Raw genomic sequence first — 22,328 nt, 5'->3', positions numbered from 1 at the left:
CCGCGTTCCAGCTTGGACAGAGCCCTCGAAGACGGAGCGCATCAGCGGGCGCCCTATGCGCCCTCACCCAGCTTGTCGATGGCGGCAGCGACGCGGGCGGTGAACTGCCCCTCCCACCGGGAGACGAAGGACGCGGCGTCGATGCGCTTGCGGAGGTTGGCCTCTCGGACCAGGACGAACACCAGCACCGGCTTGGCCGTCCTGCCCTGTGCGGTGCGGCCTGCCGTTCCCTTCCGCCAGCCGCCGGAGCGGCCCGCGACCAGATCGGCGAACAGCAGGATGGACTTGCCCTTGGCGACGGAGTGAAGGGGGCCGAAGCGCTCCTCCACCTCCGCAGGGGTCATGTAGCGTCCTCTGCTCGCCTTCGGGCACTGCTTGGTGGGGATGGCCAGCCAGCCCTTGCCCGAACGGATCGTGGCGCCGTCCATGAAGGCGTTGAGCACCCCTTCCCACTTCGCCGCCGACCGGGCCTTGCCGCGGACGTAGATCTCCGCCGCCGGGTGGAGGCTGGCGCGGGCGCCGGGGTAGTAGGCGGAGTCCAACGCCTTGCCGAGGTTGCCGAGGCCAGCCCCACGGATCGTGGAGCGGACATCGGCCTTCATGTCCTCCGATGCCTTGGCCACGGTGTCCGTCAGGGCGCGGGCGGCCTTGCTGGTGTAGTCGTCAAAGAGCTTGTCCAGGTCGCCGAGATTGCCCGACACGTTGACGCTGAGGCGCATGGGCGTGTCCTCCAGAACGGCGAAAGCCCGCCGGGCGGGGGCCGGGCGGGCAATTGATGCAACGCAACATTCATGAAAAGGTGTTATGATCGGTGCGGGTGCAACCGAATAGCTCGGTGTAGCGCGCCCTTAGGAGGACCATGAACACCCAGAACAATCAACCGATTACAAGCGATGCCGTTGACGACATTGAACTCTTGAATGTGGTCGACAATCCCCGCGGCCACGAAGTCCAGCAATCTCCAGATGACATCTACCATGTCGCCGCAGGCCTTGCGCATCGCCCGTCGGCATAGCCCAAGCCGCTGCTGCACTGGCCGGCATCCACTGCGCGGTGTCGGCCATGGCGGGGTTCCCTCTCTTCGCCCACCTCGGGCTTCAGTAGGCTTCAGGACCCGCCGTCAGCAATCTGCTGCACCACAGCGGCGACATGCGAGGCAGCACCGAAAAGCGATTCCGCATGCTCGGGGAAGAGAAGCGCCATGCGGCCAGCAGAACGGCAGATCGAGGCGGCCTCGCCGTCCATGGCTGCAATGACGGCGGCGTTGATGTCAGCTGGTGCCAGTCCCCCGATTTGGGGACTGGGGACGGCAGTCGATTGAATGTTCGTCATGATCCGGCCCCTTGAAATGCGAAGCCCGCCGCGGCGCTGCCGGGCGGGCTGTTGATCGAAGAAAAACCCCTCAAAACGAATACCGGTTCGCGGGGTAACTTCCTGTGCACGCGCTTCGCGCAGCATGGAAATAGGGTCACGTTTCGTTCTTCATTCCAAGGGGGTTTCCGCCACCTTTCTTCGCAGAATTCTATTTTTCTCCTGTTCCAAATTTTTCAAATCACTTTCGATTTTGTCCGCGGCGGCTTTCCGCTCCGCTTGAGCCTGAGCGAGCCCGCGGAGGCGGTCGTCCCTTAGCGCTTTCTCGACCTGGGCAAGCGATTTGCGGCCTGACGTGAAGCCGGTTTCGCGCGCCACCACATCGAGGAGCGAGTCACGCGCCTTCGCGAACATGGCCTTACGATCGCGTGCCACTGCCACCCAAGGCCTCCGGTTGAGCGCACGGGCTCGCCATGTCCCGTCCAGTTCCTCGGTGATCTGAACCTCTGCGGTGGCGCCGCAGACCAGGACGGATTCCGCGATGAAGTCGTTTCTGATGGGCAGACCGTAAGATGCGCCGACCTCTTCAAGCCCGATCCGCAGCGCCGTGCGATAGCGGTTTAGAACTGACTTCGCCTTGCTTCCTGCTACGTCGGTCAGATACCGCCCCTGCACCACCACCGCATCGACAAGGGGCCACAGCTCGATCTCCTCGAAAGCCGGCAGCGCCATGCAGGCGGCGCGGGCCTTGCGGAAGCGAGTGCCGGCCTCGATCAGAAAATCCTCCCATGCCCTCCCGCCGCCGGTGCTTCGGTCAACGGCAGGGTCGGAATAGCCGGGGGCCGGCTTGCCGCCCGATATCGCCTCGGCATCGGTCGCCAGTTTGTTGCCGGCCTCCAGGTGCAGCGGCGTGAGATGGCGCCCTTCGAACAGGCTTACCAGCGGCGAGACGACACGATGGCGTTTCTCGCCTGCGCGGTCTGCATGCTCCTGCCGCAGCTCGTCATGCTGGCCGCGGTGGACCGTCGGGCCGGTGGCACCGACACGAGCAACCTGCTCGACCTGCGCCGCCTTCTCCGCCTTCAGCTTCGCCGTCGCAGCGGCCTGGAGCTTGGTGGCGATTTCCTCCGACACGTCCACCAGCCGCAGACCGCCGGGAACAGGTTCTGCTCGGAAATAGACATTGAATTCGCCGTCACCGCCGGCGGTTCGGCCGGATAGGATCTCCGGCATGTCCCGGCGGCGGGCCAGCCACCGCGGAATATCGGCCGGCGGCCGCTCGCTCATGGCGGTCTCGGGTGCGGCGGTAGGCTTGGGGGTGATCGCGGTCATGCGTCTTCCTTTTCAATCACGATTCCAAACTCGGCAGCACGCTCGGCACCCAGTTCCTCAACGATGATCCGATGCGGGATGCGGTTCATCTGGTGCCCCAATTTCGGCCCCCACTCGGGCTCCCACCGGCCATTTTTGACGAATCGCCGCAGCCAACCTCGCTCCTGTGCATGCGGATCAACGGAGCGCGGGCCGGAACTCGAGCTTCCGGACGACTTCGACGCGCCGCCACCCTCCTGGGCTCGTTTGTGCTGGGCAATCCGATTGCGAACTGACTGGCGCAGGGCTCCGACGCCTCCGGGGGGCTCCGGGCCGTTCCAGCCTGCTACGCCATGCCGGACAAGGTCGCAGACCAGATCGACCGTTGCCCCAGGCTCAGCCAGCAGCACCTTGACGTGCTCGGCCTGCGTGGAGGTGATCGTCGCCGGCATGGCTTCCGGCCATCGTTCGTTGCGAGCGGCCATGAAGGCCTTCACCACCACCATGGCAGGTTCGGCGGGCAGATTACCGCGGTCGGAGGGGGAAAGGGGTGGTGGTTTCCTTTCCTCTCCACTCCTCTCCACTCCACTCCCTTCCGGGGGTGAGGAGTCGGCGACCGTTCGGCGACCAGTCGCCGACTGATCCTGAACATTCGCCGAATGGTCGACTTCCTCTCGCGCACCAGAGGTCGAATTTGCGCTATTGCTGGTTGGCGGAGCCGGCCACTTGTAGTTCGGCTTATCAATCTTCTGGTGTTTTTCCCAGCCCGTGACGTGCAAGAACCGTTGCCCATCAACCTCAAATCGGCGCAGAAGGCCCTGCGCGACCAGTTCATTCAAAAGGCCTTCTATGGCCGCCGCGGTAAAGTCATCGGCCGGGAAGCACTGCATCTTTAGCCGTTTCGCCGAGTCCGGGTGGACCCCCCGGTCGTCGCAGAAGGGCCACATGAGGATGAACAGTAGGCGAGCGGTCGGCGAGCATTCGGCGACCTGTTCGGAGGTGCAGAACTCGGGCTTGATCGTGCGGATGCGGGCCATGATATCGGCGCCCTAGTTGCTGTGATCAAGGTCGGAAAAGGCGCTATAGGCACCGTCGTAGTGGAGGCTAACGGTGCCGATCGGTCCCATCCGCTGCTTAGCGACGATCACCTCGGCCACGTTGAGCGCAGCGTCGAGTTGTTGCTGCCATACTTCGCAGCGCGCGTTGAAGGAGTCGTCGGATTCGCCCTGCCGCCGCACCGGTTCGGCCCGGCGGAGGTAATATTCATCCCGGTAGAGGAACATGACCGTGTCGGCGTCCTGCTCGATGGAACCGGATTGCCGAAGGTCGGAGAGCGTCGGCCGCTTGTCCTCACGCATCTCCACCTGTCGGGAGAGCTGGGACAGCAGCAGCACCGGCACATCGAGAGAGGTCGCCACACCCTTCAGTTCGCGCGTGATCTCCGTCACCACCGCCGTGTCGCCCTGGTGCCGAAAGCCATCCGGAGCGCCCATGATCGCAAGGTGGTCGATCACGATCAGGTCGAGCCTGTGTCGGCGCTGAAGCCGACGGGCCCGGCGCATCACATAGGCCGGCGTGACGCGGGAGGTCCCGTCAAGCCAAAGCGGTAGATCGGGGATGGCCTGGGCGAAGCGGACGAATTCGGCGTCGGTCACTTCACCGCGTCGCTGACGATCGGTCGGCACACCAGCTTCCCGGGCAAGTAGGCGCGCGCCAAGCTGTCGGGGTGGCATCTCCTGGGAAAACACCAGCACCCTCGCCCCGCCATAGCCGCCGGCCGCAGCCACCCGCGCGGCGTTGACCGCGATGTTCCACGCCAAGTCGGATTTTCCCATCGAAGGACGGGCGCCGATGATGATCAGTTCGCCCCGCTGGAGGCCACCGGTACGCCAGTCGAGGTCCTTCAGGCCCGTGGTGATGCCGCTGATCGCTGTGCCAGCTCGGGCCGCGCCGTCCGCGGCGGCGATAGCCTCCTCCACCGCGGCGCGGACGGTCACCAGCGGCTTCACCTGCGGTGCGGAATCCTCCAGCGCCATCAGGTCCGCTTCCATGGTGCCGATGATGTCGGCGGCGGAGACATCCATTCGGAACCGGCGCGCCTCTTCCAGCGCGCGGCCAGCCACCTCGATCAACCGGGCGCGCTGGTAGTGGTCGAGGATCGTCCGGCCGTAGTATTCGACGTTCGCCACTATGGGCTCGCCGCCGACCAGCTGCGCCAGATAGCCGGCGCCGCCGTTGGCCTGCAGATCAGGATCGTCGGCGAAGAACGGGGCCAGCGTCGGCGGGGTCGCAGGGTCGCCACGCTCGATCAACGTGGCGATGGCCGCGTAAATGCACTGGTGCACCGGGTCGTAGAAGTGTTCTGGCCGCAGGAATCCGGCGACCTTTGGGAAAAGCCTGTTATTTATCAGCAGCGCGCCGAGCAACCCCTGCTCAGCTTCCTCATTGTGCGGAAGTTCACCAATAATCGACCATAATGTACTGCCATCAGGCATCCTGCACCTCACCGTAGTCCGATTCTGCGGCAGAACCTTCTCGGTCATCACCTCGTGGCTGCTGATGGGGGCGTGACGTAGCTGGCTTCTGCACGAGATCTGCCGACATCAATCCGAGATCGGTCGAAATCCAATTGGCATGGCGCACAGCGGCCAGCGCCTCCCCGTCGTGTACAGACTTGGTCAGCTCCAGGGACTTCACGAGCCGCTCGAACGGGATGCTCATGCGGCTCTCCTCGTCAGTTTTTGATCGGCCGGCGAGGGAGGTTCGCCACATACTTTTCCAATGATTCAGTCAAAACCAGAGTCTTCCGCCCAACTTTCACAGCTTCAATCTTACCCTCGTTCAGAAGCTCATAGAATTTAGTTGTCCCTACGCCAATCTTTGACTTGGCTTCAGCAACAGAAAGAGCGATCTGGTTCGTCTGCATAGCAAACTCCTTTTAAATTCCATACGCATGAGTGTTTCGTGGGGGATTGTGTGCTAGCGCGACAAAGCGCTGGCGTTCACACACCTTCGACTATGCGATTCGCATTTTCTGGGTCAAGCCTCTATCTGGCTCAAATTCCATTTTGTTTTTCGAGAATTTTGAAAACATCAGAAAATCAAGACGTTGAGATTTTCCAATTGAGGAAACACTCGCTTCAGCAACTTAATAATCAATCTGCTATTTTCATGGTTTGCGTGCTTTTGCTCGTTCTCGACATAATGCGCGAGTTGGAGGACGAGCCGGAGGTCGGATTGGAGGACCAGTTGGAGCGCGAGTTGGAGGACCGGTTGGAGGACCAGCTGGAGCGCGAGCTGGAGGAGCAGCTGAAGCGCGAGCTGTCGTACGTGTTCGATGTCTGCTCTTAAAGTATCGCTGAGGTTCGCAGCGAATCGCTCTTCTTCAGCGACGGATGATGGTTTTTATGATGGGTAGATTAGAAATCTCATCATTAACTCATTGATTTTATTATAGTGTAGGCGGACACCCCATCCGCCAAATTTCTCCCAGCAAAACGCGCGCTCTGAGATTGGTGCTGCCGGGAAATTTCGAAATATCAAAGGCGTTTGCGTCGGTACAACCCACAGGGGAGTGCGGCGGTTCCGCGCCTGTTGGCCGCTTTTCCTCCTTCTTCCCTTCTTTTTCTCCAAACGAATCGACGCGGAAAGCAATGCGGCTTCACCTGCCTTTGTTATCAAAGGCTTCACCGGTTAGCAGGCCATCACGATTCTGCTCGAGCACCGGGAGGCGGTGGCTGGCTGCCAGATCGGAGAGGCGCCGAGTCAGCCATATGGGGAATGAGGCAATCACGCCATATACGGCCGGGGACGCCTCGCCTCCCAACGGATGAACGTCGCTTCGCCGACCCGGTGCTTGCGGCCGATCGCCGCGGTTGACCGGTCGGCTTGCTGCACACGCAGGAAGCCGATGGTCCTCGTTAAACCAGCTCTTTATTATGTCCGTTTCGTTGCTCGACGGACCCGAGCTCAGAGCGCCCGAACTCAGAGCGGAGGAGTGGGAGAAGGACGTTGCGTCGCCCGCACCGTGGGCAGGGTGAAGGACACCGACTCCGGGCGGCCGGGCAGGGAGAGCTGCGCCTCCACCGGGGCGCAGCGGCTGACCACGGCGCCGCGGCGCAGGACGCAGAGGCGGGTGGCGCGGGTGCGGATCGCCTCCACCGGGTCGGCGGCCTGGAGCACCACCAGATCGGCGTGGCACCCCACCTCCAGACCGTAGCCGTCGAGGTGCAGCAGCTTGGCCGGCGCCTCGGTCACCGCGTGGAAGCAGGCGAGCATCCCGTCATAGCCGGTCATCTGCCCGACATGGAGGCCCATGTGCGCGACCTCCAGCATGTCGCCGGAGCCGAGCGGGTACCAGGGATCCATCACGCAGTCGTGGCCCAGCGCCACCGTCAGGCCGGCGCCCATCAGCTCCGGCACGCGGGTCATGCCGCGGCGCTTGGGGTAGGTGTCATGGCGGCCCTGGAGCGTGATGTTGATCAGCGGGTTGGCGATGACGCCGAGGTTCGCCTCGATCATCAGCGGGATCAGCTTGGAGACGTAGTAGTTGTCCATGGAATGCATGGAGGTGAGGTGCGAGCCGGTCACCCGGCCCTGCATCCCCAGCCGCTGCGTCTCGTAGGCCAGCGTCTCGACATGGCGGGACAGCGGGTCGTCCGACTCGTCGCAATGCATGTCGACCAGCAGCCCGCGCTCCGCCGCGATCTCGCACAGCAGTTTCACGGAGGCGGCGCCGTCGGCCATCGTCCGCTCGAAATGCGGGATGCCGCCGACCACGTCCACGCCCATGTCGAGCGCGCGTTTCAGCAGCTCCACCGCGCCGGGGGCACGCAGGACGCCGTCCTGCGGGAAGGCGACCAGCTGCAGGTCGAGGTAGGGGGCGACCCGCCGCTTGACCTCCAGCAGCGATTCCACGGCCAGCAGGCGCGGGTCGCAGATGTCCACATGGCTGCGGATCGCCAGCAGGCCGCGCGCCACCGCCCAGTCGCAATAGGCCAGTGCCCGCTCGACGATGGCGTCCTGGACGAGCTGCGGCTTCAGCTCGCCCCACAGCGCGATGCCCTCCAGCAGCGTGCCGGAGCGGTTGACCCGCGGCAGGCCGTAGCTGAGCGTGGAGTCCATGTGAAAGTGCGAATCGACGAAGGGCGGCGTGACCAGCCGACCCGTCGCGTCGATCTCCTCCCCGGCGGGACCGGGCAGGTCCTTCTCCACCGCGGCGATGCGGCCCTCGCGGACGCCGATGTCCATGCCGGTGCGGCCGTCGGGCAGCGTGGCGCGGCGAAGGATCAGATCGAACATCAGCGTTCTCCTTTGCGGTACGGGATCATCAGCGCCCGCGGGTAGGAGGCGCGGCGCGCCACCAGCACCAGCGCCAGGATGCTCAACAGGTAGGGCATCATCAGGAACAGCTGGTAGGGCAGGATGCCCCCCGCCACCTGCTGAAGCCGCAATTGCAGCGCGTCGAAGGCGGCGAACAGCACCGCCCCCAGCAATGCCTTGCCGGGCCGCCATGAGGCGAAGACGACCAGCGCGATGCAGATCCAGCCGCGCCCGTTGACCATGTTGAAGAAGAAGGCGTTGAAGGCCGACAGGGTGAGGAAGGCCCCGGCCAGCGCCATCAGCGCGCTTCCCGCCACCACCGCGCCGACGCGGACCGCGGTGACGCTGAGGCCCTGGGCCTCCGCCGCCGCCGGATTCTCGCCGACCATGCGCACCGCCAGCCCGACCGGCGTGCGGTAGAGGACGTAGGCGACGACACCCACCAGGATCAGCGCCATGTAGGTCATCGGCGTCTGGGCCAGCGCGCCGGGCAGGTCCAGCGGCTGGAACGGCTCGATGGTCGGCGGGGTGCTCGCCTGCGGCAGGACGAGGCGGTAGACGAAGTAGGACAGGCTGGTGCCGAGCAGCGTCACGCCGATGCCCGCCACATGCTGCGACAGGCCCAGCGGCACCGTCAGGGTGGCGTGCAGCAGACCCATCAGCCCGCCGCAGAGTGCGGCCACCAGCACGCCGGTCCACAGGTCGGCGCCCTGGTAGACGGCCATCCAGCCGGCCATGGCGCCCATCGTCATGATGCCCTCGATGCCGAGGTTCAGCACGCCCGCCCGCTCGCACAGAAGCTCGCCCAGCGTGCCCAGGATGTAGGGGGTGGCGATGCGCAGCACCGCCGTCCAGAAGGCGGCGGAGACCAGGATGTCGAGGATCGTTTGGAACAGCTCCATGGTGCTCACCCCCGCCGCAGCCGGTAGCGCGTCAGCAGCCCGGCGACCAGCATGCACAGCAGGCTGGCGGCGACGAGCACGTCGGCGATGTAGTTGGGCACCGGCATGGCGCGGCTCATGGCGTCGGCGCCGACGAAGATGCCGGCGATGAAGACCGCCGCCCCGACCACGCCCACCGGGTGCAGTTGCGCCAGCATGGCGACGACGATGCCGCTGTAGCCGAAGCCCGGCGACAGGTCGAGCGTCAGGTAGCCCTTCAGCCCGCAGACCTCGATCACCCCGGCCAGACCGGCCAGCCCGCCGGACAACAGGGCGGTGCGCAGCATGACGCGGGTCACCGGCATGCCGGCGAAGGCCGCGGCGCGCGGGTTGGCGCCGATCGCCCGGTTCTCGTAGCCCCAGATGGTCCGGGTGTCGATCAGCCAGAGCAGGGCCGACAGGCCGAGCGCGACGAGCAGGCCGGTGTGCAGCCGCGTGCGCTCGACCAGCTTGGGCAACTCGGCCGCCTCGACGACCGGGGCGGACTGCGGCCAGCCCATGCCCATGGGGTCCTTCAGCGCGCCTTCCAGAAGCATGGAGACGAGCAGCAGGACGATGAAGTTCAGCAGCAGCGTCGTCACCACCTCGTCCACGCCGAAGCGCACCTTCAGCACGGCGGGGCCGAGCAGTGCGGCGCCACCGGCGGCGGCCCCGGCGATCATCACCGTGGGAAGCAGCAGCCAGGCCGGCAGATCAAGCATCCCGCCGCCCAGCACGACGGCGGCGAGCGCCCCCATGTAGAGCTGCCCCTCCGCCCCGATGTTCCACAGCTTGGCGCGGAAGGCGACGGCGGCGGCGAGGCCGGTGAGGATCAGCGGGGTGGCGCGGGTCAGCGTCTCGGTCAGGGCGAAGCGGGAGCCGGCGGCTCCCTCCAGCAGCAGGCCGTAGGCGCGCAGCACCGGCGCGCCGGTCCAGGCGACCAGCAGCGCGCAGAGCGCCAGCGCCGCCGCCACCGCCGCCACGGGCGCCAGCAGGCGGGCGGCCAGCGGCGTATGCTCTCGCGGTTCAAGCCGCATCGACGATCTCCGGCAAAATCTCCCAATGCCCGGCCATCAGCAGGCCGAGCTGGCGGACCGACACGCGGTCGTGCGGCAGAACGGGGGTGAGGCGCCCGTGATAGGCGACGGTGATGCCGTCGGCCAGCGCCAGGATCTCGTCCAGATCCTCGGAGATCACCAGCACCCCGGCCCCGGCGGCGCGGGCCTCCAACAGCCGTCCGTGGACGTAGGACACCGCGCCGACGTCCAGGCCGCGGGTCGGCTGGCTCGCCAGGATCAGGTCGGGACCGTGGGCCAGCGTGCGGCCCAGGATCAGCTTCTGCATGTTGCCGCCGGACAGCAGCTGCGTGCGGGCGTCCGGGCCCGGACAGCGCACGTCGAAGGCTTCGATCACCTCCTCGGCGTAGGCGCGGGCGGCCCCCCGGCGGATCAGGCCGAAACGCTGGAAGGCCGGGTCGTGGTAGCGCTCGGCGATCAGGTTCTCCCACACCGCCATCGCCCCGACGAGGCCGGCGGCGTGCCGGTCCTCCGGGATGCGGGCGACGCCGCGCCGGACCATCTCCGCCGGGCTGGCGCTGCCGGCGGCTTCTCCCTTCAGCGTCATGGTGCCGGAGTCGGGGTGGATCAGGCCGCTGATCAGCTCGGCCAGCGCGGTCTGCCCGTTGCCCGACACGCCGGCGATGCCGACGATCTGGCGGCGGCGCACGGTCAGGTCCACGCCGTCGAGCAGCGGGCGCCCGTGGCCGGAGGCGACGGTGACGCCGGACAGCGTCAGCACCGGCTCGCCCGGCTCCAGCGGGGTGGGGGTAGGCGGCTTCAGGGCGCGGCCGACCATCAGCTCGGCCAGCTCCTCGCGGTCGGTCTCGGCGGTCCTGCGGGTGGCGACGAGGCGCCCGCCGCGCAGCACGGCGACGGTGTCGCTGGCCGCGAAGACCTCGTTCATCTTGTGGCTGATGAAGACGACGGCCAGACCGTCGGCGGTCAGGCGGCGCAGCGTGTCGAACAGGCTGGCCGATTCCTGCGGGGTCAGCACCGCGGTCGGCTCGTCCAGGATCAGGACGCGGGCGTCGCGGTAGAGCGCCTTCAGGATCTCGGCCCGCTGCCGCTCGCCCACCGACAAATCGCCGACCAGCGCGTCGGGCCGCACCTCCAGCCCGAAGCGGCGGGCGAGGTCGAGCAGCTTCGCCTTGGCGGCGGCGCGGTCGGAGCGCGGGCGCCACAGCGACTCCGTGCCCACGGCGATGTTGTCGAGCACCGACAGGTTGTCGGCGAGCGTGAAGTGCTGGTGGACCATGCCGATCCCGGCGGCCAGCGCCGCGCGGGGGGAGCCGGGGGGAAGCGGCTGGCCGAACGCCTCGATGCTGCCCTCATCGGCCACGTAATGGCCGAACAGGATGTTCATCAGGGTCGTCTTGCCGGCGCCATTCTCGCCCAGCAGGGCCAGCACCTCGCCCTTGTGGAGCGTCAGCGAGATCGAATCGTTGGCGACGAGCGGCCCGAACCGCTTCGTGATGCCGGAGAGGCGGAGGACGATGGGGGGTGATGTCATGGATGTCCGCGGGGTGCCGGGGAGGCAAGAAACATATTCCCTCTCCCCTCTGGGGAGAGGGTTAGGGTGAGGGGGTTGCGCTTGGCGGTGCGTCCGGCAAAAGCGCATCCCCCTCACCGGCCCTGCGGGCCACCCTCTCCCCAGAGGGGAGAGGGTTCAATGGGCTTCTCCCTTCGGGAAGAAGGAAATGTGGATCACATCGTCGACTTGGGCTCGTTGTCGTTCACCTTCACGGTGAACGTGCCGCCGAGGATCTCCTGCTCGCGGGCCTTCACCTTGGCCATCACGTCGGCGGGAACCTTGCCCTCGAAGGTGCCGAGCGGGGCGAGGCTGGAGCCCTTGTGGGTCATCTGGCTGTAGGGGCCGTAATCCTCGGCCTTGTAGCTGCCGGCCTTCACCGCGGCGATGGCGCGGTCGACCGACGGCTCCATGTGCCACAGCGCGCTGGCGACCACGGTCTCCGGATACTGCGGCTGGGTGTTGATGACGTTGCCGATGGCCAGGACCTTGCGCTCCTTGGCGGCGTCGGACACGCCGAAGCGCTCGGCGTACATCACGTCGGCGCCGCGGTCGATCATGGCGAAGGCGGCTTCCTTGGCCTTCGGCGGGTCGAACCAGGAGCCGATGAAGCTGACCATGAACTTCACGTTCGGGTTCACCTCCTTGGCGCCCTCCATGAAGGCGTTCATCAGGCGGTTCACCTCTGGGATCGGGTAGCCGCCGACCATGCCGATGACGTTCGACTTGGACACCGCGCCCGCGATCATGCCGGTCAGATAGGCCGGCTCCTGGATGTAGTTGTCGAAGACCGAGAAGTTCGGCTCCTGCGGCTTGAAGCTGGAACCCATGACGAAGGCGGTCTTGGGATAGTCCTTGGCGACGGCGCGGGCCGCGCGCTCGACGCCGAAGACCTCGCCGAAGACCAGCTGCTGGCCGCCTTCGGCGTACTGACGCATCACGCGCTCATAGTCGGTGTTGGCGACCGACTCGGCCCAGACATACTCGATCTCGCCGCGGGCCTCGGCGGCCTTCAGGGCGGTGTGGATGCGGCTGACCCACTGCTGCTCGATCGGCACGGTGTAGATGCCGGCGACCTTGACCTTCGACTGGGCCCAGGCGGGCAGAGCCATCGCCGCGACGGCGACCGCCGCAGCGCCGCACAGGACGGCGCGCCGCGCCACGCCGAATACGCTCCCCCCAATCACGTTCCCCATGGAAAAACCCCCTCCGTCTGCTTTGCTGTTTCAGCTCAGAAATGCAGCAGAGGCGTTGCAACGGCAATGCCATTCCGTGCGCGTCAGCCCTGCTGCGGCTCTCACGGGGCGGCAGGGTGGCATGTGACCAAAAGAGCGGCAACGATTCTCAGCGGGTGCCGTAAAGCCGGTCGCCCGCGTCGCCCAGGCCGGGGAGGATGTAGCCGTTCTCGTCCAGCCGCTCGTCCACCGCGGCGGTGAAGACCGGCACGTCGGGATGCGCGTCGTGGAAGGTGCGCAAGCCCTCCGGGGCGGCCACCAGCACGGCCAGCTTGATCGAGGCCGCACCCGCGTCCTTCAGCCGGTGCACCGCCGCGACCGCCGTGTGGCCGGTGGCGAGCATGGGATCGACCAGGATGACCAGTCGCTCCTCGATGTCCTCCGGCACCTTGAAGAAATATTCGACGGGGGTCAGCGTCTCCTGGTCGCGGTAGAGGCCGATGTGCCCGATGCGGGCCGACGGCAGCAGCGTGCGCATGCCGTCCAGCAGCCCTTGCCCGGCCCGCAGGATGGAGACGAGGCACAGCTTCTTGCCGGTCAGCAGCGGCGCGTCGAAGCTGGCCAGCGGCGTTTCGACCGGGCGGTCCTCCAGGGGAAGGTCGCGCGTCAGTTCGTAGCCCATCAACTGCGACACCTCCCGCATCACCTCGTGGAACCGGGCGGTGGGGGTCTCCCGCCGCCGCAGAAGGGTCAGCTTGTGCTGGACCAGAGGGTGGTCGATGACGGTGAGTGTCGGAATGGGCATGGGCAACCCTTCGGGTGGTTGGCGTCACATCAGAAGACGGTTCCGTCGCTGCGGATGCGGATCGGCGGGCCGCCGCCGGGGCGGCGCTCGCGGGCGATCCGGCGGCCGGCGGTCCAGGTCCCGCCCTGGAGAACCTTAGCAAGCGGGAAGGACTTCGCGGACACGCCCAGCCGGGCGCGCACCTCGTCGGCGAGGCGGTCGAGCAGGGCGACGGTCAGGGCGCGCCACTCCACCACCGCCTCGTCCCCCACCTCCAACTCGTCGGCGAGGAGGCGCGGGTCCTTCGGCACCAGCACACCCGTGTCCACCAGAAGCCCGCCGTTGCGGTATTCCGGCAGGCCGGTCAGCCGGTCCAGCCCGGTGACGGCGATGCCCGCCCCCTCCAGCGGCTCGACCAGCGAGTAGCTGAGCCATTGCGACAGCTTGTGGAAGGGGACGAGGCCGACCGCCGAATGGGTCCAACTGTCGCCGAGATTGACGCCGCCGCGCTCGATCCGGCCCGGCCAGATCGGCCCCAGCCCGCGCAGCACCGCGTCGAGGATGGTGGAGGCGGGAAGCGTCCTGTCCACGGCCTGCGCCTTCAGCGCGTCATAGAGGGCGCCGACCCGCCCCGGCGTGCCGAACAGGCCGGGCGCGGCGGTCAGCGCGCTCCCCAGCCGGCGCAGCAGCGCCGCACGCCCCTCCAGCCCGACCAGCGGGTTGTCCGGGCCGGCCTGGAAGCCGCGGGCGAGCACCGTCTCGGTGATGGCGGACAGGGCTACCGCGTCGGCACGCAGCGGGGCGTGGACTGGATCGTCGGCAAAGCCGCCGGAGCGGAACAGGTCGAAGCTGGCGATGGCCAACCCTTCGGAGCGGGCCAGCTCCACCCCCGCCGCGTCGCGGTAGCGCCAGCGGTCGCCCGCCCCGGCGTCCAGCAGGACGCTGGTCACCGCGAGGTCGAAGCGGATGCGCGCGATCTCGTCGGCGTCCGCCCTCAGCCCGGCGGCAAGCGTCGCCCAGCGGTCGTCGCCTTCCACCACGAAGTGCCGCCAGCGGCTGTGATAGGGAACGTCAAGGTCCGGATAGGACTCCCGCGTCACCGCGGCAACCAGGGCGGCGGCCTCGCCCATCCGCTCCGGGCGAAACGCGAAATGGGCGAGGTCGCCGCGCTCGGCCTTCGCCAGGATCGCGTGGGCGCGCTGGCGCACCGCGTCGGCGGAGAGCAGCCACCCCACATCATCATCATCGCCGCCGCCGCTCAATCGGTCAGCCCCCGGCCCTTGGCGACGGTCAGCTCCTCCGCGGTCGGCACGGCAGGGGTGAAGTAGCCGGCGGCTTTCTTGGCGTCCATCTCCACCTTGGCGTCGTCGGGGATCAGCTCGTCCGGGATCGGGATCTGCTCGACGATCTCGATGCCGGCGCGGCGGATGGCGTCGGACTTCATGTTGCTCATCGACACCATGCGGTCGATGCGGGTAACGCCCAGCCAGTGGAAGACGTCGGGCATCAGCTCCTGGAAGCGCATGTCCTGAACGCCGGCCACGCATTCCGTCCGCTCGAAATAGGCCTCCGCGCGGTCGCCGCCGGGCTGGCGCTTGCGCGCGTTGTAGACCAGGAACTTGGTCACCTCGCCGAGCGCGCGCCCTTCCTTGCGGTTGTAGATGACCAAGCCGGCGCCGTTCTCCTGGGCGGTGCGGATGCACTCCTCGACGCCGTGGGTCAGGTAGGGGCGGCAGGTGCAGATGTCGGAGCCGAAGACGTCCGACCCGTTGCACTCGTCATGGACCCGGCAGGCCACCTTGCGCGCCGGGTCGGTCAGCGCCGCCACATCGCCCAGGATGTAGACGGTCAGCCCGTTGATCGGCGGCAGGAAGACCTTCAGGTCGGGGCGGGTCACCAGCTCCGGGAACATGCTGCCGGTGTGCTCGAACAGGCCGCGGCGCAGCGCGCTTTCGGTGATGCCGAAGCGCTTGGCGATGCCGGGCAGGAACCACACCGGCTCGATGGCGACCTTGGTCACGCGGGCGTCGCCGCTGGGCAGCAGGATCTGGCCGTCCGCCGCCAGCCGCCCGGCGCGCATGGCGTCCACCAGCTCCGGCATCTTGATGCGCGCCTTGGTCACCGCGATGGTCGGGCGGACGTCGACGCCGCGCGCCAGATGATCGCCGAAGGCCTCGCTGACCATGTGGCCAAAGGGATCGATGGAGACGATCTTCTCCGGATCGCCCCATTGCGGGTGCGGGCCGATGGGCTCCGCCGGAGCGGTGTTGGTCAGGTCCGGCACATGATAGGCGCTGAGTTGTCCCGCCGCGACGGCGAGCGCCCGGTAGACGGCGTAGCTGCCGGCGTGGGCACCGATGGAGTTGCGCTGCGCCGGATCGGAGAGGGAGGCGACGACCGGACCGCGTTCCGCGGCGGTGGGGGCGCCCCAGTGGACCGGGGTGTAGCGCGGCTTGGCACCACCGGTCGGGTGGGAGGCGAGAACGATGTGACGTTGCGGCTGGTTGCGGCGGCTTTCCATACGGACGCTCCCGATGCCATTCACCATGCGACAGTGTGACACAGATTTGGCGCCTGCGAACACCAAATCGAATGGCCGCAACCTCTGACGTTCGTTCGGTTTTCGACCCGCCATTTCCGCCGGGGGGCACCCCCTTCGGGGAATAAGGGGTGTCCGAAATTTGTCCCAGCGCGGATGGTTGGAGCCAGAGCTTGGGCACACGATCTGCTGTTAGGATCGGGGCAACCGATCGCAGAAAAAGGATGCAGGGAATGTCCGTCCACTCAGGCGCGGGCCATTCAGGCAAAGGTGGTTTCGGCAAGCGTGGCTGGGGTGCGGCGCTGGGAAGCCTGGTGCTGACCGTGGCGCTGGCCGCTCCGGCCATGGCCGACGACCATGGGCGCTGGAAGAAGCACAAGCACAAGCATCACCACCGCGACCATGGCCCCGTGGTGATTTACGAACCGCCTCCGCCCGTCGTGGTGATGCGCCGTCCGCCGCCCGTCTATTACGCCCCGGCCCCGCGCGTGGTCTACGCACCGCCGCCGCCGCCGGTCTATTACGCGCCCGCCCCGGGCCTCAGCGTGCAGATGAACATCCCGCTGCGCTGAGTCCGCCGTCCTGCGGAAGGCGGCCCGCGACCGGGCGCGCCTTTACCGCAGGGCTTTCACCGGAGGACCTTCATCGCAGGACTCGGCAGGGGTCCACGATCAGCATGTCCACCGGCTCGTCCTCGCCCTTGGCGGGCATGTCCTCGTGCTTGGGGATCAGCAGGCAGCGTCCGTCCTGAAGCAGGACGGCCTTGACCCTGAACCACATTGTCTTCGGGTTGCTGCCGAAGGTGATTTCAAACGAATCGCCTGCCGCGATGCGCGCGGGGACCGGCACGTTGCCGTATTCGCGGCAGGTGTGGGTGAACACCCAGTTGCGGCACAGCTTGAAGGTGGCCGCCCCGCTGGTGGTCACCAGCGACACGCTTTCCCCTGGGGCAGGAGCCGGGGACGCCTGCGCCGGCGCGCTGGCCGGTGCGGTTGCCAGGGCCACCGCTAAAGCCGCCATCCAAAGGGCCGCCACAATCCTCATGCCCGTCATCGCCCACCATCCGTCATTGCGCGCAGTGTAGCACGTGCAGCTTCGCCCGCGGGTTGACACTTCGGAAGGGCGGGAATCCGCGCCGGCTCGCACCACGCTGTCCACACCGGGACGATGGGCGCATCCCGGATGTGAACCGGCTGGCCTCCCGGCTGTGACCAGGCTGGGGCAAGGGGCTCCGAACGGTCCCGCGGAAGGGCGACGGCGACGGCCGAGGCGCACCCCCGCAAAGCCAGAGCGGGCCTGCTGTTGCGCCGCTGCATCAGGCAATGCCCACCGCCGGCCACTCCTATTTGCCACAAATGGTTAATTTATTTTAAAGGAATTGTTAGTATCTCGTTAACCATCTGGAGCCACGGTCTAGCCATCGAAACCGCAATGGAATAGACAAATGGCGACGACCTCCACTGGTTTGACCAAGTCCAAAATCGTCGTGAACGCCTATGGCACCTCTTCGGACGCTGTGAATCCTCACTTTCGTCTGATGATCGACGGCAAGGATGTTGGTCAGGCGTCGGTGGGCTCGGCCGAGCCGAAAGCCTATACATTCGACGTTGACGTTTCCTCTGGTCAGGCACACAAAGTCCAGGTTGTTTATGACAACGACGATGTGAACGCAGGGTCGAACCGCGACCTGGGCATCAAGTCCATCGTCATCAACGGCCACACGCTGAGCCCGACCGACGCGAGCTACGAGCGGCACGACGATGCCGGTGGGACCATGGCCGGCCAGGAAGGCCTGTGGTGGAACGGGGCGCTGAGCTTCTCCACCCCGGCATCGCTCTACGGTGCCACGCCCGACACGGCCACCAATACGGCTACCAATACGGCTACGTCCGGCAGCACCCCCGCCGCGCCGGAGGCCGACAGCGCCGCCACGGGCGGCAGCGACGCCTCCGCCGCCACCGGCTCCTCGACCATCACCATCAACGCCCGCGGCACCGCCGCGGCGGGCCAGAACGCGCACTTCACGGTGCTGGCGGATGGCAAGACGATCGGCGAGGGCACGGCCGGCACCGAGTCCAAGGACTTCTCCTTCAAGACCGATCTGGCCGCCGATCAGGCGCACAAGATCCAGGTCCAGTACGACAACGACGCCACGGTGAACGGCCAGGACCGCAACCTGCACGTAGGCAGCGTGACCATCAACGGCCACGAATACGCCCCGACCGACTCCGCGGTCAGCTACGACAAGGGCGCGCTCGACGGCAAGGACGTCATCAAGGGGCAGGCAGACCTGTGGTGGAACGGCACGCTGGCGGTGGAGGCCGACAAGGGCCTGTTCACCTCCGGCTCCGCCTCCGCGCCCTCCACGTCGCCGAGCACGACGCCGGCGGCGCCGACCGCCCCGGTGACCACCCCTTCCACTGACAGCGGTGCCGGGTCCGCCAGCGGCTACCTGCACACTGAGGGCAGCCAGATCGTCGACAGCGCCGGCAACAACGTCAAGCTGACCGGCGTCAACTGGTTCGGCGCGGAGGGCTATGCCTTCGCCCCGCAGGGCTTGTGGCAGGACAGCTACAAGAACATCATGAACCAGATGCAGGACCAGGGGTTCAACACCATCCGCCTGCCCTGGTCGGACGCCATGCTGGACAACGGCCGCATGCCGACCGGCATCGACTATTCGAAGAACCCGGAGCTTCAGGGCAAGACCAGCCTCGAGGTGTTCGACAAGATCATCGAATACGCCGATCAGACCGGCATGAAGATCATCCTCGACCACCACCGCTCCGGCGACGGCGCCTCGGCCAACGAGAACGGGCTCTGGTACACCGACCAGTACCCGGAATCGAAGATGACCGAGAACTGGAAGATGCTGGCCCAGCGCTACGCCGATAACCCGTCGGTCGTCGCCGCCGACCTGCACAACGAGCCGCACGGCCAGGCCACCTGGGGCGACGGCAACCAGGCCACCGACTGGAAGGCCGCGGCGGAGCGCATCGGCAACGCCGTGCAGTCGGTCAACCCGAACTGGCTGCTGATCGTCGAGGGCGTCGAGAACTCGTCCGAGGGCACCTACTGGTGGGGCGGCAACCTGGACGGCGTGAAGACCGACCCGGTCGACTTCAACGTCGACAACAAGCTGGTCTATTCCGTCCACGACTACCCGCCGTCGATGGCCGGCTTCGGCTGGTTCAACGACCCCAGCTATCCGAACAACATGAAGGACATCTGGACGGACGCCTGGGGCTGGATCGTCCAGAAGGACATCGCGCCGGTCCTGGTCGGCGAGTTTGGCACCAAGCTGGAGACCAGCCAGGACAAGCAGTGGCTCGACGCCATGGTCAAGTACATGGACGGCGACTACAACGGCGACGGCAAGTCCGACCTTGCGGCGGGCGACCAGGGCGTCAGCTTCACCTACTGGGCCTGGAGCCCCGGCTCGGGCGACACTGGCGGCATCATGACCGACGACTGGGCGGTGAACACGGCGAAGATGCACGCCATCGAGCCGGCCCTGTTCGACGGCACCATCGCCTGATCGCACGCGTGGTTCGTTGAGGAATCGCCCGGCATCGGAGAATCTCCGGCGCCGGGCTTCTCCCGTTTTCCAGCGCCGCTGTTACGCCGAGGCCGCTCCGCGCGGGCGGAACAGCGCTTCCGCCTCGGCCCGCGGGTCGCGGAAGAGGCTGGCCGGCTGCCCCGGACGCCCGCCGCCGGCCAGGATGGCCACCGTCTCGGCCAGCCACAGATAGGGCCCGCTGCGCCCGGCTTCGGGAAGGCGGGACAGGTCGCGCAGGTAATTGCCGACCGCCTGGGTCAGCGCCTGCTCGCCCGTGGCGCCCTGCACCCGTCCGGCGGCGGCGGCAAAGCGGCGGCGTTCCTCCGCATCCGTCTTCACCCGTTCCTCCACGGCCTTCAGAAGCGCCGCCCGGGTGCGGGAACCGTTCAGCAGGTTCAGAGCCATCGCGACCGGATCGACCGGCCTCGCGGGGCGCGAAGCGGAGTCCCCCACCGTACGCCGCGGCTCGGCCCCGCGGCGCGTCGAATGTCCGTTCTGCATGGAATGTCTGGCTTTCTTTCCCCGGAAGGGCCGAGCAGCCCTTCAGATGGTGTAGGTTCCCTCGAACAGGTCGCCGAGCGCGAGGCGCATCAGGGACCGGGTCCGGGTGACGCGCCGATGCTCGTCGCGCGCGGTGACCATATGACAACGCCGGCACAGCCACCGCCGTTCCATCGCCTTCTCGGCCATCGCCTTCTCGGCCATCGCCTTCTCGGCAGACCGTTCGATCGCCGCGGCGCGGCGGTATTGTCCGACGATGCTGCGCGAGGTCCGGACCCCGGCATACTCGACCACGTCCGGCCAGGGAGCCGGGTCGCCTGCGTCGCTGAACCAGATCCCGTCGGGCGACAGCCAGCGGCCGTCCGGCAGGCAGCGCAACGTATGGCCGTGCGGACGCCCGCAATGCTCGCACCGCGGAGCGGCAGGGCTGGGGACGATGGAACGGTCCTGATGTTCGGCGGGACGGACGATGAGGCGGGCCATTCTGACCAGGGATGGTGGCTGCGAACAAAACCAAAACCGAATCTAGCGCATCGCACGGTCCGTGGGAATCCCCAACGATGGCTCGCCCGCGGTAATTCTTCGATCGCAGGTTATGACGAAAGCCGTGTGCATCGCCGCCTCGGCACCTTCCGCGGGACCCGGCCGCTGCTTTTGCAAGCCGACGGGGCCGGTGAGAGCATTTTGCCTCTGGTTCCTGTGCGCCACTGCCTATACGCTGTCAGACAAATCGGAGCTATAGGTCATGGAAAAGGTAACAGTGCCGCAGAATTCGGCCGCGTCCGTCCCCGACAATTCCACCGGCGGCGGTGTGAAACAGCGCGTGGACTTCGAACTGAATGGCGTCCGCATCGTCGCTTTCCTGGACAGCGACCAGCCCACCCAGCCCGGCGGCATCATATGGCCGCAGGTTGCCGAATCCTACGCCGTGGAGCAAGGGATCGGCATGAGCGACGCCCGCTGGTACAGCGTGCAGCCCTACCGCTTCGCGAACGGGCGCCCCAACGTCAACGAATACCGCCCCAACGGCCAGACCTGGAAGTTCGAGACCAACCTGAACACGGCGGCGGAGATCGTCCGCCGCCTCGGCCTGGACCTCGACTCCCTGCCGCTCGACATCTGATCCCGCGTCCAGCGTGGTGATGCCCGTCACTAAGCGCCCATCAGAGTGACGGGCGCTTACGCGCCCGGGGGCACCACGAAGCAGGCCATGCCCATGCCCGTCAGGCCGGCGCAGCTCTGTGCCGCGTCCTGTTGCGTCAGGCCGGTCAGCCGGGCGCGGTAGAGCGGCCCGTTCTGCGTGTCCACCGTCTGCACCACCCGCTCCGTGCGGCTCAGCGTTCCTGGCATGGAGCGGCGTGCCCGGTCGATGATGCGGGCGCTGTCGTCGGGCGACCGGAAGGCGCCGAGCTGGACGGTCCAGCCGCCCGCGGCGGCGACCTTCACCGGCAGCGGCGTAGCCGCGATGACCGGTGGGGGCAGGGGAGCGACCGGCGGGGCCGGCACCGGCGTCACCGGCACAACCGGCGCCGGAGCTGCGGAAATGGGCGGAGGCTGCGTGGCGGGCAGGCTGGCGACCTCCACCGTTCCGCCGGTGGCGCCACCCTCCAGGCGTGGCGACACCGACGCGATGTAGCGCCGTGTCTCGCCGGGCAGGCGGCGGTTGCCGGCCAGATAATCGGCGTAGCAGCCCGGCCCGCAATTGTAGGCGCCGAGGAAGCCCGGCGACCCGAACAGGTCGTACATTTCCCTGAGATAGGCGGTGCCCGCCAGGATGTTGTCCCGCGGGTGATAGGGGTCGGAACCCAGCCCGTGCTTGCGGCGCATTTCCGAATAGGTCACCGGCATCACCTGCATCAGGCCCATGGCGCCGGCATGGCTGGTGATGGGACGCCCGTTCATCATGGTGCGTCCGCCGCTCTCCTGGCGGATGACCTCGCGAATCCACTGCTCCGGCATGCCGAAGCGGCGCGAGGCCTCTGCGATGTGGGCGTCGATGTTGGCGTCGCGGGAGGAGGATGACGGATCGCTGGCGCACGCCGCGAGAAGGCCGGACAGAAGGGCCGCCGTCAGGAGCGATTTTCTGAAACGCACAGTGCCGTCCACCTGTTGTGACGATCGATCGGATGACCGGTGGGTGACCGGGACGGCAAGATTGCACATTTCCCTCAAATCCTGAATGCCCCTGTCTGTGACCAATGGTTCATTGTGACGCTGGCGTTTCAGAAAAAATGCGGGTCGATGAAAAAAGCTCTTGCCGGGTTTGGCCGAGGCGCCTATAACCCGGCTCCCACGACGCCGGGGCCGCTGAGAAGCGCGA

25 protein-coding genes are annotated in these 22,328 nt (G+C 67.0%); 6 read left to right on the top strand and 19 right to left on the bottom strand.

Features of this window, described 5'->3' with window-relative positions; translation table 11 throughout:
- Nucleotides 1-53: 53 nt before the first annotated feature.
- Nucleotides 54-719 (bottom strand): DUF6441 family protein, encoded by a 666-nt coding sequence (locus ACFPMG_RS24980; protein WP_376997965.1) that lies wholly within the window; start codon nt 717-719, stop codon nt 54-56.
- A gap of 140 nt (nt 720-859) precedes the next feature.
- On the opposite strand from ACFPMG_RS24980, the gene ACFPMG_RS24975 reads away from it, so the two are divergent.
- A complete protein-coding gene (locus ACFPMG_RS24975) occupies nt 860-1,015 on the top strand; it encodes a hypothetical protein (protein ID WP_376997963.1) in 156 nt (51 codons plus the stop codon).
- 92 nt (nt 1,016-1,107) lie between these two features.
- Here ACFPMG_RS24975 and ACFPMG_RS24970 read toward each other — a convergent pair whose 3' ends face one another.
- Genes ACFPMG_RS24970 through ACFPMG_RS24945 form a run of 6 tightly spaced genes read right to left on the bottom strand, consistent with a single transcriptional unit; the run spans nt 1,108 to nt 5,548 of the window.
- Nucleotides 1,108-1,458 (bottom strand): hypothetical protein, encoded by a 351-nt coding sequence (locus tag ACFPMG_RS24970; RefSeq protein WP_376997962.1) that lies wholly within the window; start codon nt 1,456-1,458, stop codon nt 1,108-1,110.
- 24 nt (nt 1,459-1,482) lie between these two features.
- Nucleotides 1,483-2,643 carry a hypothetical protein gene (locus ACFPMG_RS24965; protein ID WP_376997961.1) on the bottom strand — a complete coding sequence of 387 codons (1,161 nt, stop codon included), beginning with the start codon at nt 2,641-2,643 and terminating at the stop codon, nt 1,483-1,485.
- Complete coding sequence (locus ACFPMG_RS24960; protein WP_376997960.1) at nt 2,640-3,659, bottom strand: hypothetical protein; 1,020 nt, start codon at nt 3,657-3,659, stop codon at nt 2,640-2,642. Before ACFPMG_RS24960 ends, ACFPMG_RS24965 begins: the two co-directional genes overlap by 4 nt.
- Nucleotides 3,660-3,671: 12 nt before the next feature.
- Nucleotides 3,672-5,117 (bottom strand): DnaB-like helicase C-terminal domain-containing protein, encoded by a 1,446-nt coding sequence (locus tag ACFPMG_RS24955; protein ID WP_376997959.1) that lies wholly within the window; start codon nt 5,115-5,117, stop codon nt 3,672-3,674.
- Nucleotides 5,110-5,343 (bottom strand): hypothetical protein, encoded by a 234-nt coding sequence (locus ACFPMG_RS24950; protein WP_376997958.1) that lies wholly within the window; start codon nt 5,341-5,343, stop codon nt 5,110-5,112. The genes ACFPMG_RS24955 and ACFPMG_RS24950 overlap by 8 nt, the downstream gene beginning before the upstream one ends.
- 13 nt (nt 5,344-5,356) lie before the next feature.
- Nucleotides 5,357-5,548, bottom strand: a complete 192-nt coding sequence (locus ACFPMG_RS24945) for a helix-turn-helix domain-containing protein (protein WP_376997956.1) — start codon at nt 5,546-5,548, stop codon at nt 5,357-5,359.
- A gap of 260 nt (nt 5,549-5,808) precedes the next feature.
- On the opposite strand from ACFPMG_RS24945, the gene ACFPMG_RS24940 reads away from it, so the two are divergent.
- Entirely contained in the window at nt 5,809-5,973 is a 165-nt protein-coding gene (locus ACFPMG_RS24940) for a hypothetical protein (protein WP_376997955.1), read from the top strand.
- A 633-nt stretch (nt 5,974-6,606) separates the two neighbouring features.
- Here ACFPMG_RS24940 and ACFPMG_RS24935 read toward each other — a convergent pair.
- From ACFPMG_RS24935 to ACFPMG_RS24900, 8 genes are all read right to left on the bottom strand, one after another.
- The gene (locus ACFPMG_RS24935) at nt 6,607-7,923 is read right to left on the bottom strand and encodes an amidohydrolase family protein (protein ID WP_376997953.1); all 1,317 of its coding nucleotides are present in this window, start codon (nt 7,921-7,923) and stop codon (nt 6,607-6,609) included.
- Complete coding sequence (locus tag ACFPMG_RS24930) at nt 7,923-8,846, bottom strand: ABC transporter permease (protein WP_376997952.1); 924 nt, start codon at nt 8,844-8,846, stop codon at nt 7,923-7,925. The genes ACFPMG_RS24935 and ACFPMG_RS24930 overlap by 1 nt, the downstream gene beginning before the upstream one ends.
- Nucleotides 8,847-8,851: 5 nt before the next feature.
- Nucleotides 8,852-9,901 (bottom strand): ABC transporter permease, encoded by a 1,050-nt coding sequence (locus ACFPMG_RS24925; protein WP_376997950.1) that lies wholly within the window; start codon nt 9,899-9,901, stop codon nt 8,852-8,854.
- Complete coding sequence (locus ACFPMG_RS24920) at nt 9,891-11,432, bottom strand: ABC transporter ATP-binding protein (RefSeq protein WP_376997949.1); 1,542 nt, start codon at nt 11,430-11,432, stop codon at nt 9,891-9,893. The genes ACFPMG_RS24925 and ACFPMG_RS24920 overlap by 11 nt, the downstream gene beginning before the upstream one ends.
- Before the next feature lie 194 nt (nt 11,433-11,626).
- Complete coding sequence (locus tag ACFPMG_RS24915) at nt 11,627-12,646, bottom strand: BMP family protein (RefSeq protein WP_376997947.1); 1,020 nt, start codon at nt 12,644-12,646, stop codon at nt 11,627-11,629.
- A gap of 148 nt (nt 12,647-12,794) precedes the next feature.
- Nucleotides 12,795-13,430, bottom strand: a complete 636-nt coding sequence (upp, locus tag ACFPMG_RS24910; RefSeq protein WP_145629569.1) for a uracil phosphoribosyltransferase — start codon at nt 13,428-13,430, stop codon at nt 12,795-12,797.
- 29 nt (nt 13,431-13,459) lie between these two features.
- Nucleotides 13,460-14,644 carry a URC4/urg3 family protein gene (locus ACFPMG_RS24905; protein WP_376997946.1) on the bottom strand — a complete coding sequence of 395 codons (1,185 nt, stop codon included), beginning with the start codon at nt 14,642-14,644 and terminating at the stop codon, nt 13,460-13,462.
- 23 nt (nt 14,645-14,667) lie between these two features.
- Nucleotides 14,668-15,930, bottom strand: coding sequence for a GTP cyclohydrolase II (locus ACFPMG_RS24900; RefSeq protein WP_237908133.1), 1,263 nt, complete (start codon nt 15,928-15,930; stop codon nt 14,668-14,670).
- A 251-nt stretch (nt 15,931-16,181) separates the two neighbouring features.
- Between ACFPMG_RS24900 and ACFPMG_RS24895 the strand changes: the two genes are divergently transcribed.
- A complete protein-coding gene (locus tag ACFPMG_RS24895; RefSeq protein WP_376997945.1) occupies nt 16,182-16,520 on the top strand; it encodes a hypothetical protein in 339 nt (112 codons plus the stop codon).
- Nucleotides 16,521-16,590: 70 nt separating this feature from the next.
- Here the strand turns inward: ACFPMG_RS24895 and ACFPMG_RS24890 are convergent, their stop codons facing one another.
- Nucleotides 16,591-16,884 carry a hypothetical protein gene (locus ACFPMG_RS24890; RefSeq protein WP_376997944.1) on the bottom strand — a complete coding sequence of 98 codons (294 nt, stop codon included), beginning with the start codon at nt 16,882-16,884 and terminating at the stop codon, nt 16,591-16,593.
- Between the two features lie 508 nt (nt 16,885-17,392).
- Here ACFPMG_RS24890 and ACFPMG_RS24885 point away from each other — a divergent pair.
- A complete protein-coding gene (locus ACFPMG_RS24885) occupies nt 17,393-19,486 on the top strand; it encodes a cellulase family glycosylhydrolase (RefSeq protein WP_376997943.1) in 2,094 nt (697 codons plus the stop codon).
- Between the two features lie 81 nt (nt 19,487-19,567).
- Here the strand turns inward: ACFPMG_RS24885 and ACFPMG_RS24880 are convergent, their stop codons facing one another.
- Nucleotides 19,568-19,912 carry a hypothetical protein gene (locus ACFPMG_RS24880; protein ID WP_247875145.1) on the bottom strand — a complete coding sequence of 115 codons (345 nt, stop codon included), beginning with the start codon at nt 19,910-19,912 and terminating at the stop codon, nt 19,568-19,570.
- A gap of 138 nt (nt 19,913-20,050) precedes the next feature.
- A complete protein-coding gene (locus tag ACFPMG_RS24875; RefSeq protein ID WP_376997941.1) occupies nt 20,051-20,491 on the bottom strand; it encodes a hypothetical protein in 441 nt (146 codons plus the stop codon).
- A 262-nt stretch (nt 20,492-20,753) separates the two neighbouring features.
- Between ACFPMG_RS24875 and ACFPMG_RS24870 the strand changes: the two genes are divergently transcribed.
- Nucleotides 20,754-21,131 (top strand): hypothetical protein, encoded by a 378-nt coding sequence (locus ACFPMG_RS24870; RefSeq protein ID WP_376997939.1) that lies wholly within the window; start codon nt 20,754-20,756, stop codon nt 21,129-21,131.
- 56 nt (nt 21,132-21,187) lie between these two features.
- Here ACFPMG_RS24870 and ACFPMG_RS24865 read toward each other — a convergent pair whose 3' ends face one another.
- The gene (locus ACFPMG_RS24865; protein ID WP_376997938.1) at nt 21,188-22,102 is read right to left on the bottom strand and encodes a transglycosylase SLT domain-containing protein; all 915 of its coding nucleotides are present in this window, start codon (nt 22,100-22,102) and stop codon (nt 21,188-21,190) included.
- 39 nt (nt 22,103-22,141) lie between these two features.
- Between ACFPMG_RS24865 and ACFPMG_RS24860 the strand changes: the two genes are divergently transcribed.
- A partial coding sequence (locus ACFPMG_RS24860) for a hypothetical protein (RefSeq protein WP_376997936.1) occupies nt 22,142-22,328 on the top strand: 187 nt, incomplete at its 3' end.

The organism is Azospirillum himalayense, from assembly GCF_042657465.1.
Taxonomy (GTDB): domain Bacteria; phylum Pseudomonadota; class Alphaproteobacteria; order Azospirillales; family Azospirillaceae; genus Azospirillum; species Azospirillum himalayense.
Note: the sequence above shows the minus strand (reverse complement) of the source record. Positions and strands in the feature narration are given on the sequence as shown.

Bases quoted from the DNA above. Each gene is read 5' to 3' on its own strand.
- ACFPMG_RS24980 (WP_376997965.1), bottom strand. From the start codon at position 719: ATGCGCCTCAGCGTCAACGTGTCGGGCAATCTCGGCGACCTGGACAAG.
- ACFPMG_RS24975 (WP_376997963.1), top strand. From the start codon at position 860: ATGAACACCCAGAACAATCAACCGATTACAAGCGATGCCGTTGACGAC.
- ACFPMG_RS24970 (WP_376997962.1), bottom strand. From the start codon at position 1,458: ATGCTGCGCGAAGCGCGTGCACAGGAAGTTACCCCGCGAACCGGTATT.
- ACFPMG_RS24965 (WP_376997961.1), bottom strand. From the start codon at position 2,643: ATGACCGCGATCACCCCCAAGCCTACCGCCGCACCCGAGACCGCCATG.
- ACFPMG_RS24960 (WP_376997960.1), bottom strand. From the start codon at position 3,659: ATGGCCCGCATCCGCACGATCAAGCCCGAGTTCTGCACCTCCGAACAG.
- ACFPMG_RS24955 (WP_376997959.1), bottom strand. From the start codon at position 5,117: ATGCCTGATGGCAGTACATTATGGTCGATTATTGGTGAACTTCCGCAC.
- ACFPMG_RS24950 (WP_376997958.1), bottom strand. From the start codon at position 5,343: ATGAGCATCCCGTTCGAGCGGCTCGTGAAGTCCCTGGAGCTGACCAAG.
- ACFPMG_RS24945 (WP_376997956.1), bottom strand. From the start codon at position 5,548: ATGCAGACGAACCAGATCGCTCTTTCTGTTGCTGAAGCCAAGTCAAAG.
- ACFPMG_RS24935 (WP_376997953.1), bottom strand. From the start codon at position 7,923: ATGTTCGATCTGATCCTTCGCCGCGCCACGCTGCCCGACGGCCGCACC.
- ACFPMG_RS24930 (WP_376997952.1), bottom strand. From the start codon at position 8,846: ATGGAGCTGTTCCAAACGATCCTCGACATCCTGGTCTCCGCCGCCTTC.
- ACFPMG_RS24925 (WP_376997950.1), bottom strand. From the start codon at position 9,901: ATGCGGCTTGAACCGCGAGAGCATACGCCGCTGGCCGCCCGCCTGCTG.
- ACFPMG_RS24920 (WP_376997949.1), bottom strand. From the start codon at position 11,432: ATGACATCACCCCCCATCGTCCTCCGCCTCTCCGGCATCACGAAGCGG.
- ACFPMG_RS24915 (WP_376997947.1), bottom strand. From the start codon at position 12,646: ATGGGGAACGTGATTGGGGGGAGCGTATTCGGCGTGGCGCGGCGCGCC.
- upp (WP_145629569.1), bottom strand. From the start codon at position 13,430: ATGCCCATTCCGACACTCACCGTCATCGACCACCCTCTGGTCCAGCAC.
- ACFPMG_RS24900 (WP_237908133.1), bottom strand. From the start codon at position 15,930: ATGGAAAGCCGCCGCAACCAGCCGCAACGTCACATCGTTCTCGCCTCC.
- ACFPMG_RS24895 (WP_376997945.1), top strand. From the start codon at position 16,182: ATGTCCGTCCACTCAGGCGCGGGCCATTCAGGCAAAGGTGGTTTCGGC.
- ACFPMG_RS24885 (WP_376997943.1), top strand. From the start codon at position 17,393: ATGGCGACGACCTCCACTGGTTTGACCAAGTCCAAAATCGTCGTGAAC.
- ACFPMG_RS24880 (WP_247875145.1), bottom strand. From the start codon at position 19,912: ATGGCTCTGAACCTGCTGAACGGTTCCCGCACCCGGGCGGCGCTTCTG.
- ACFPMG_RS24875 (WP_376997941.1), bottom strand. From the start codon at position 20,491: ATGGCCCGCCTCATCGTCCGTCCCGCCGAACATCAGGACCGTTCCATC.
- ACFPMG_RS24870 (WP_376997939.1), top strand. From the start codon at position 20,754: ATGGAAAAGGTAACAGTGCCGCAGAATTCGGCCGCGTCCGTCCCCGAC.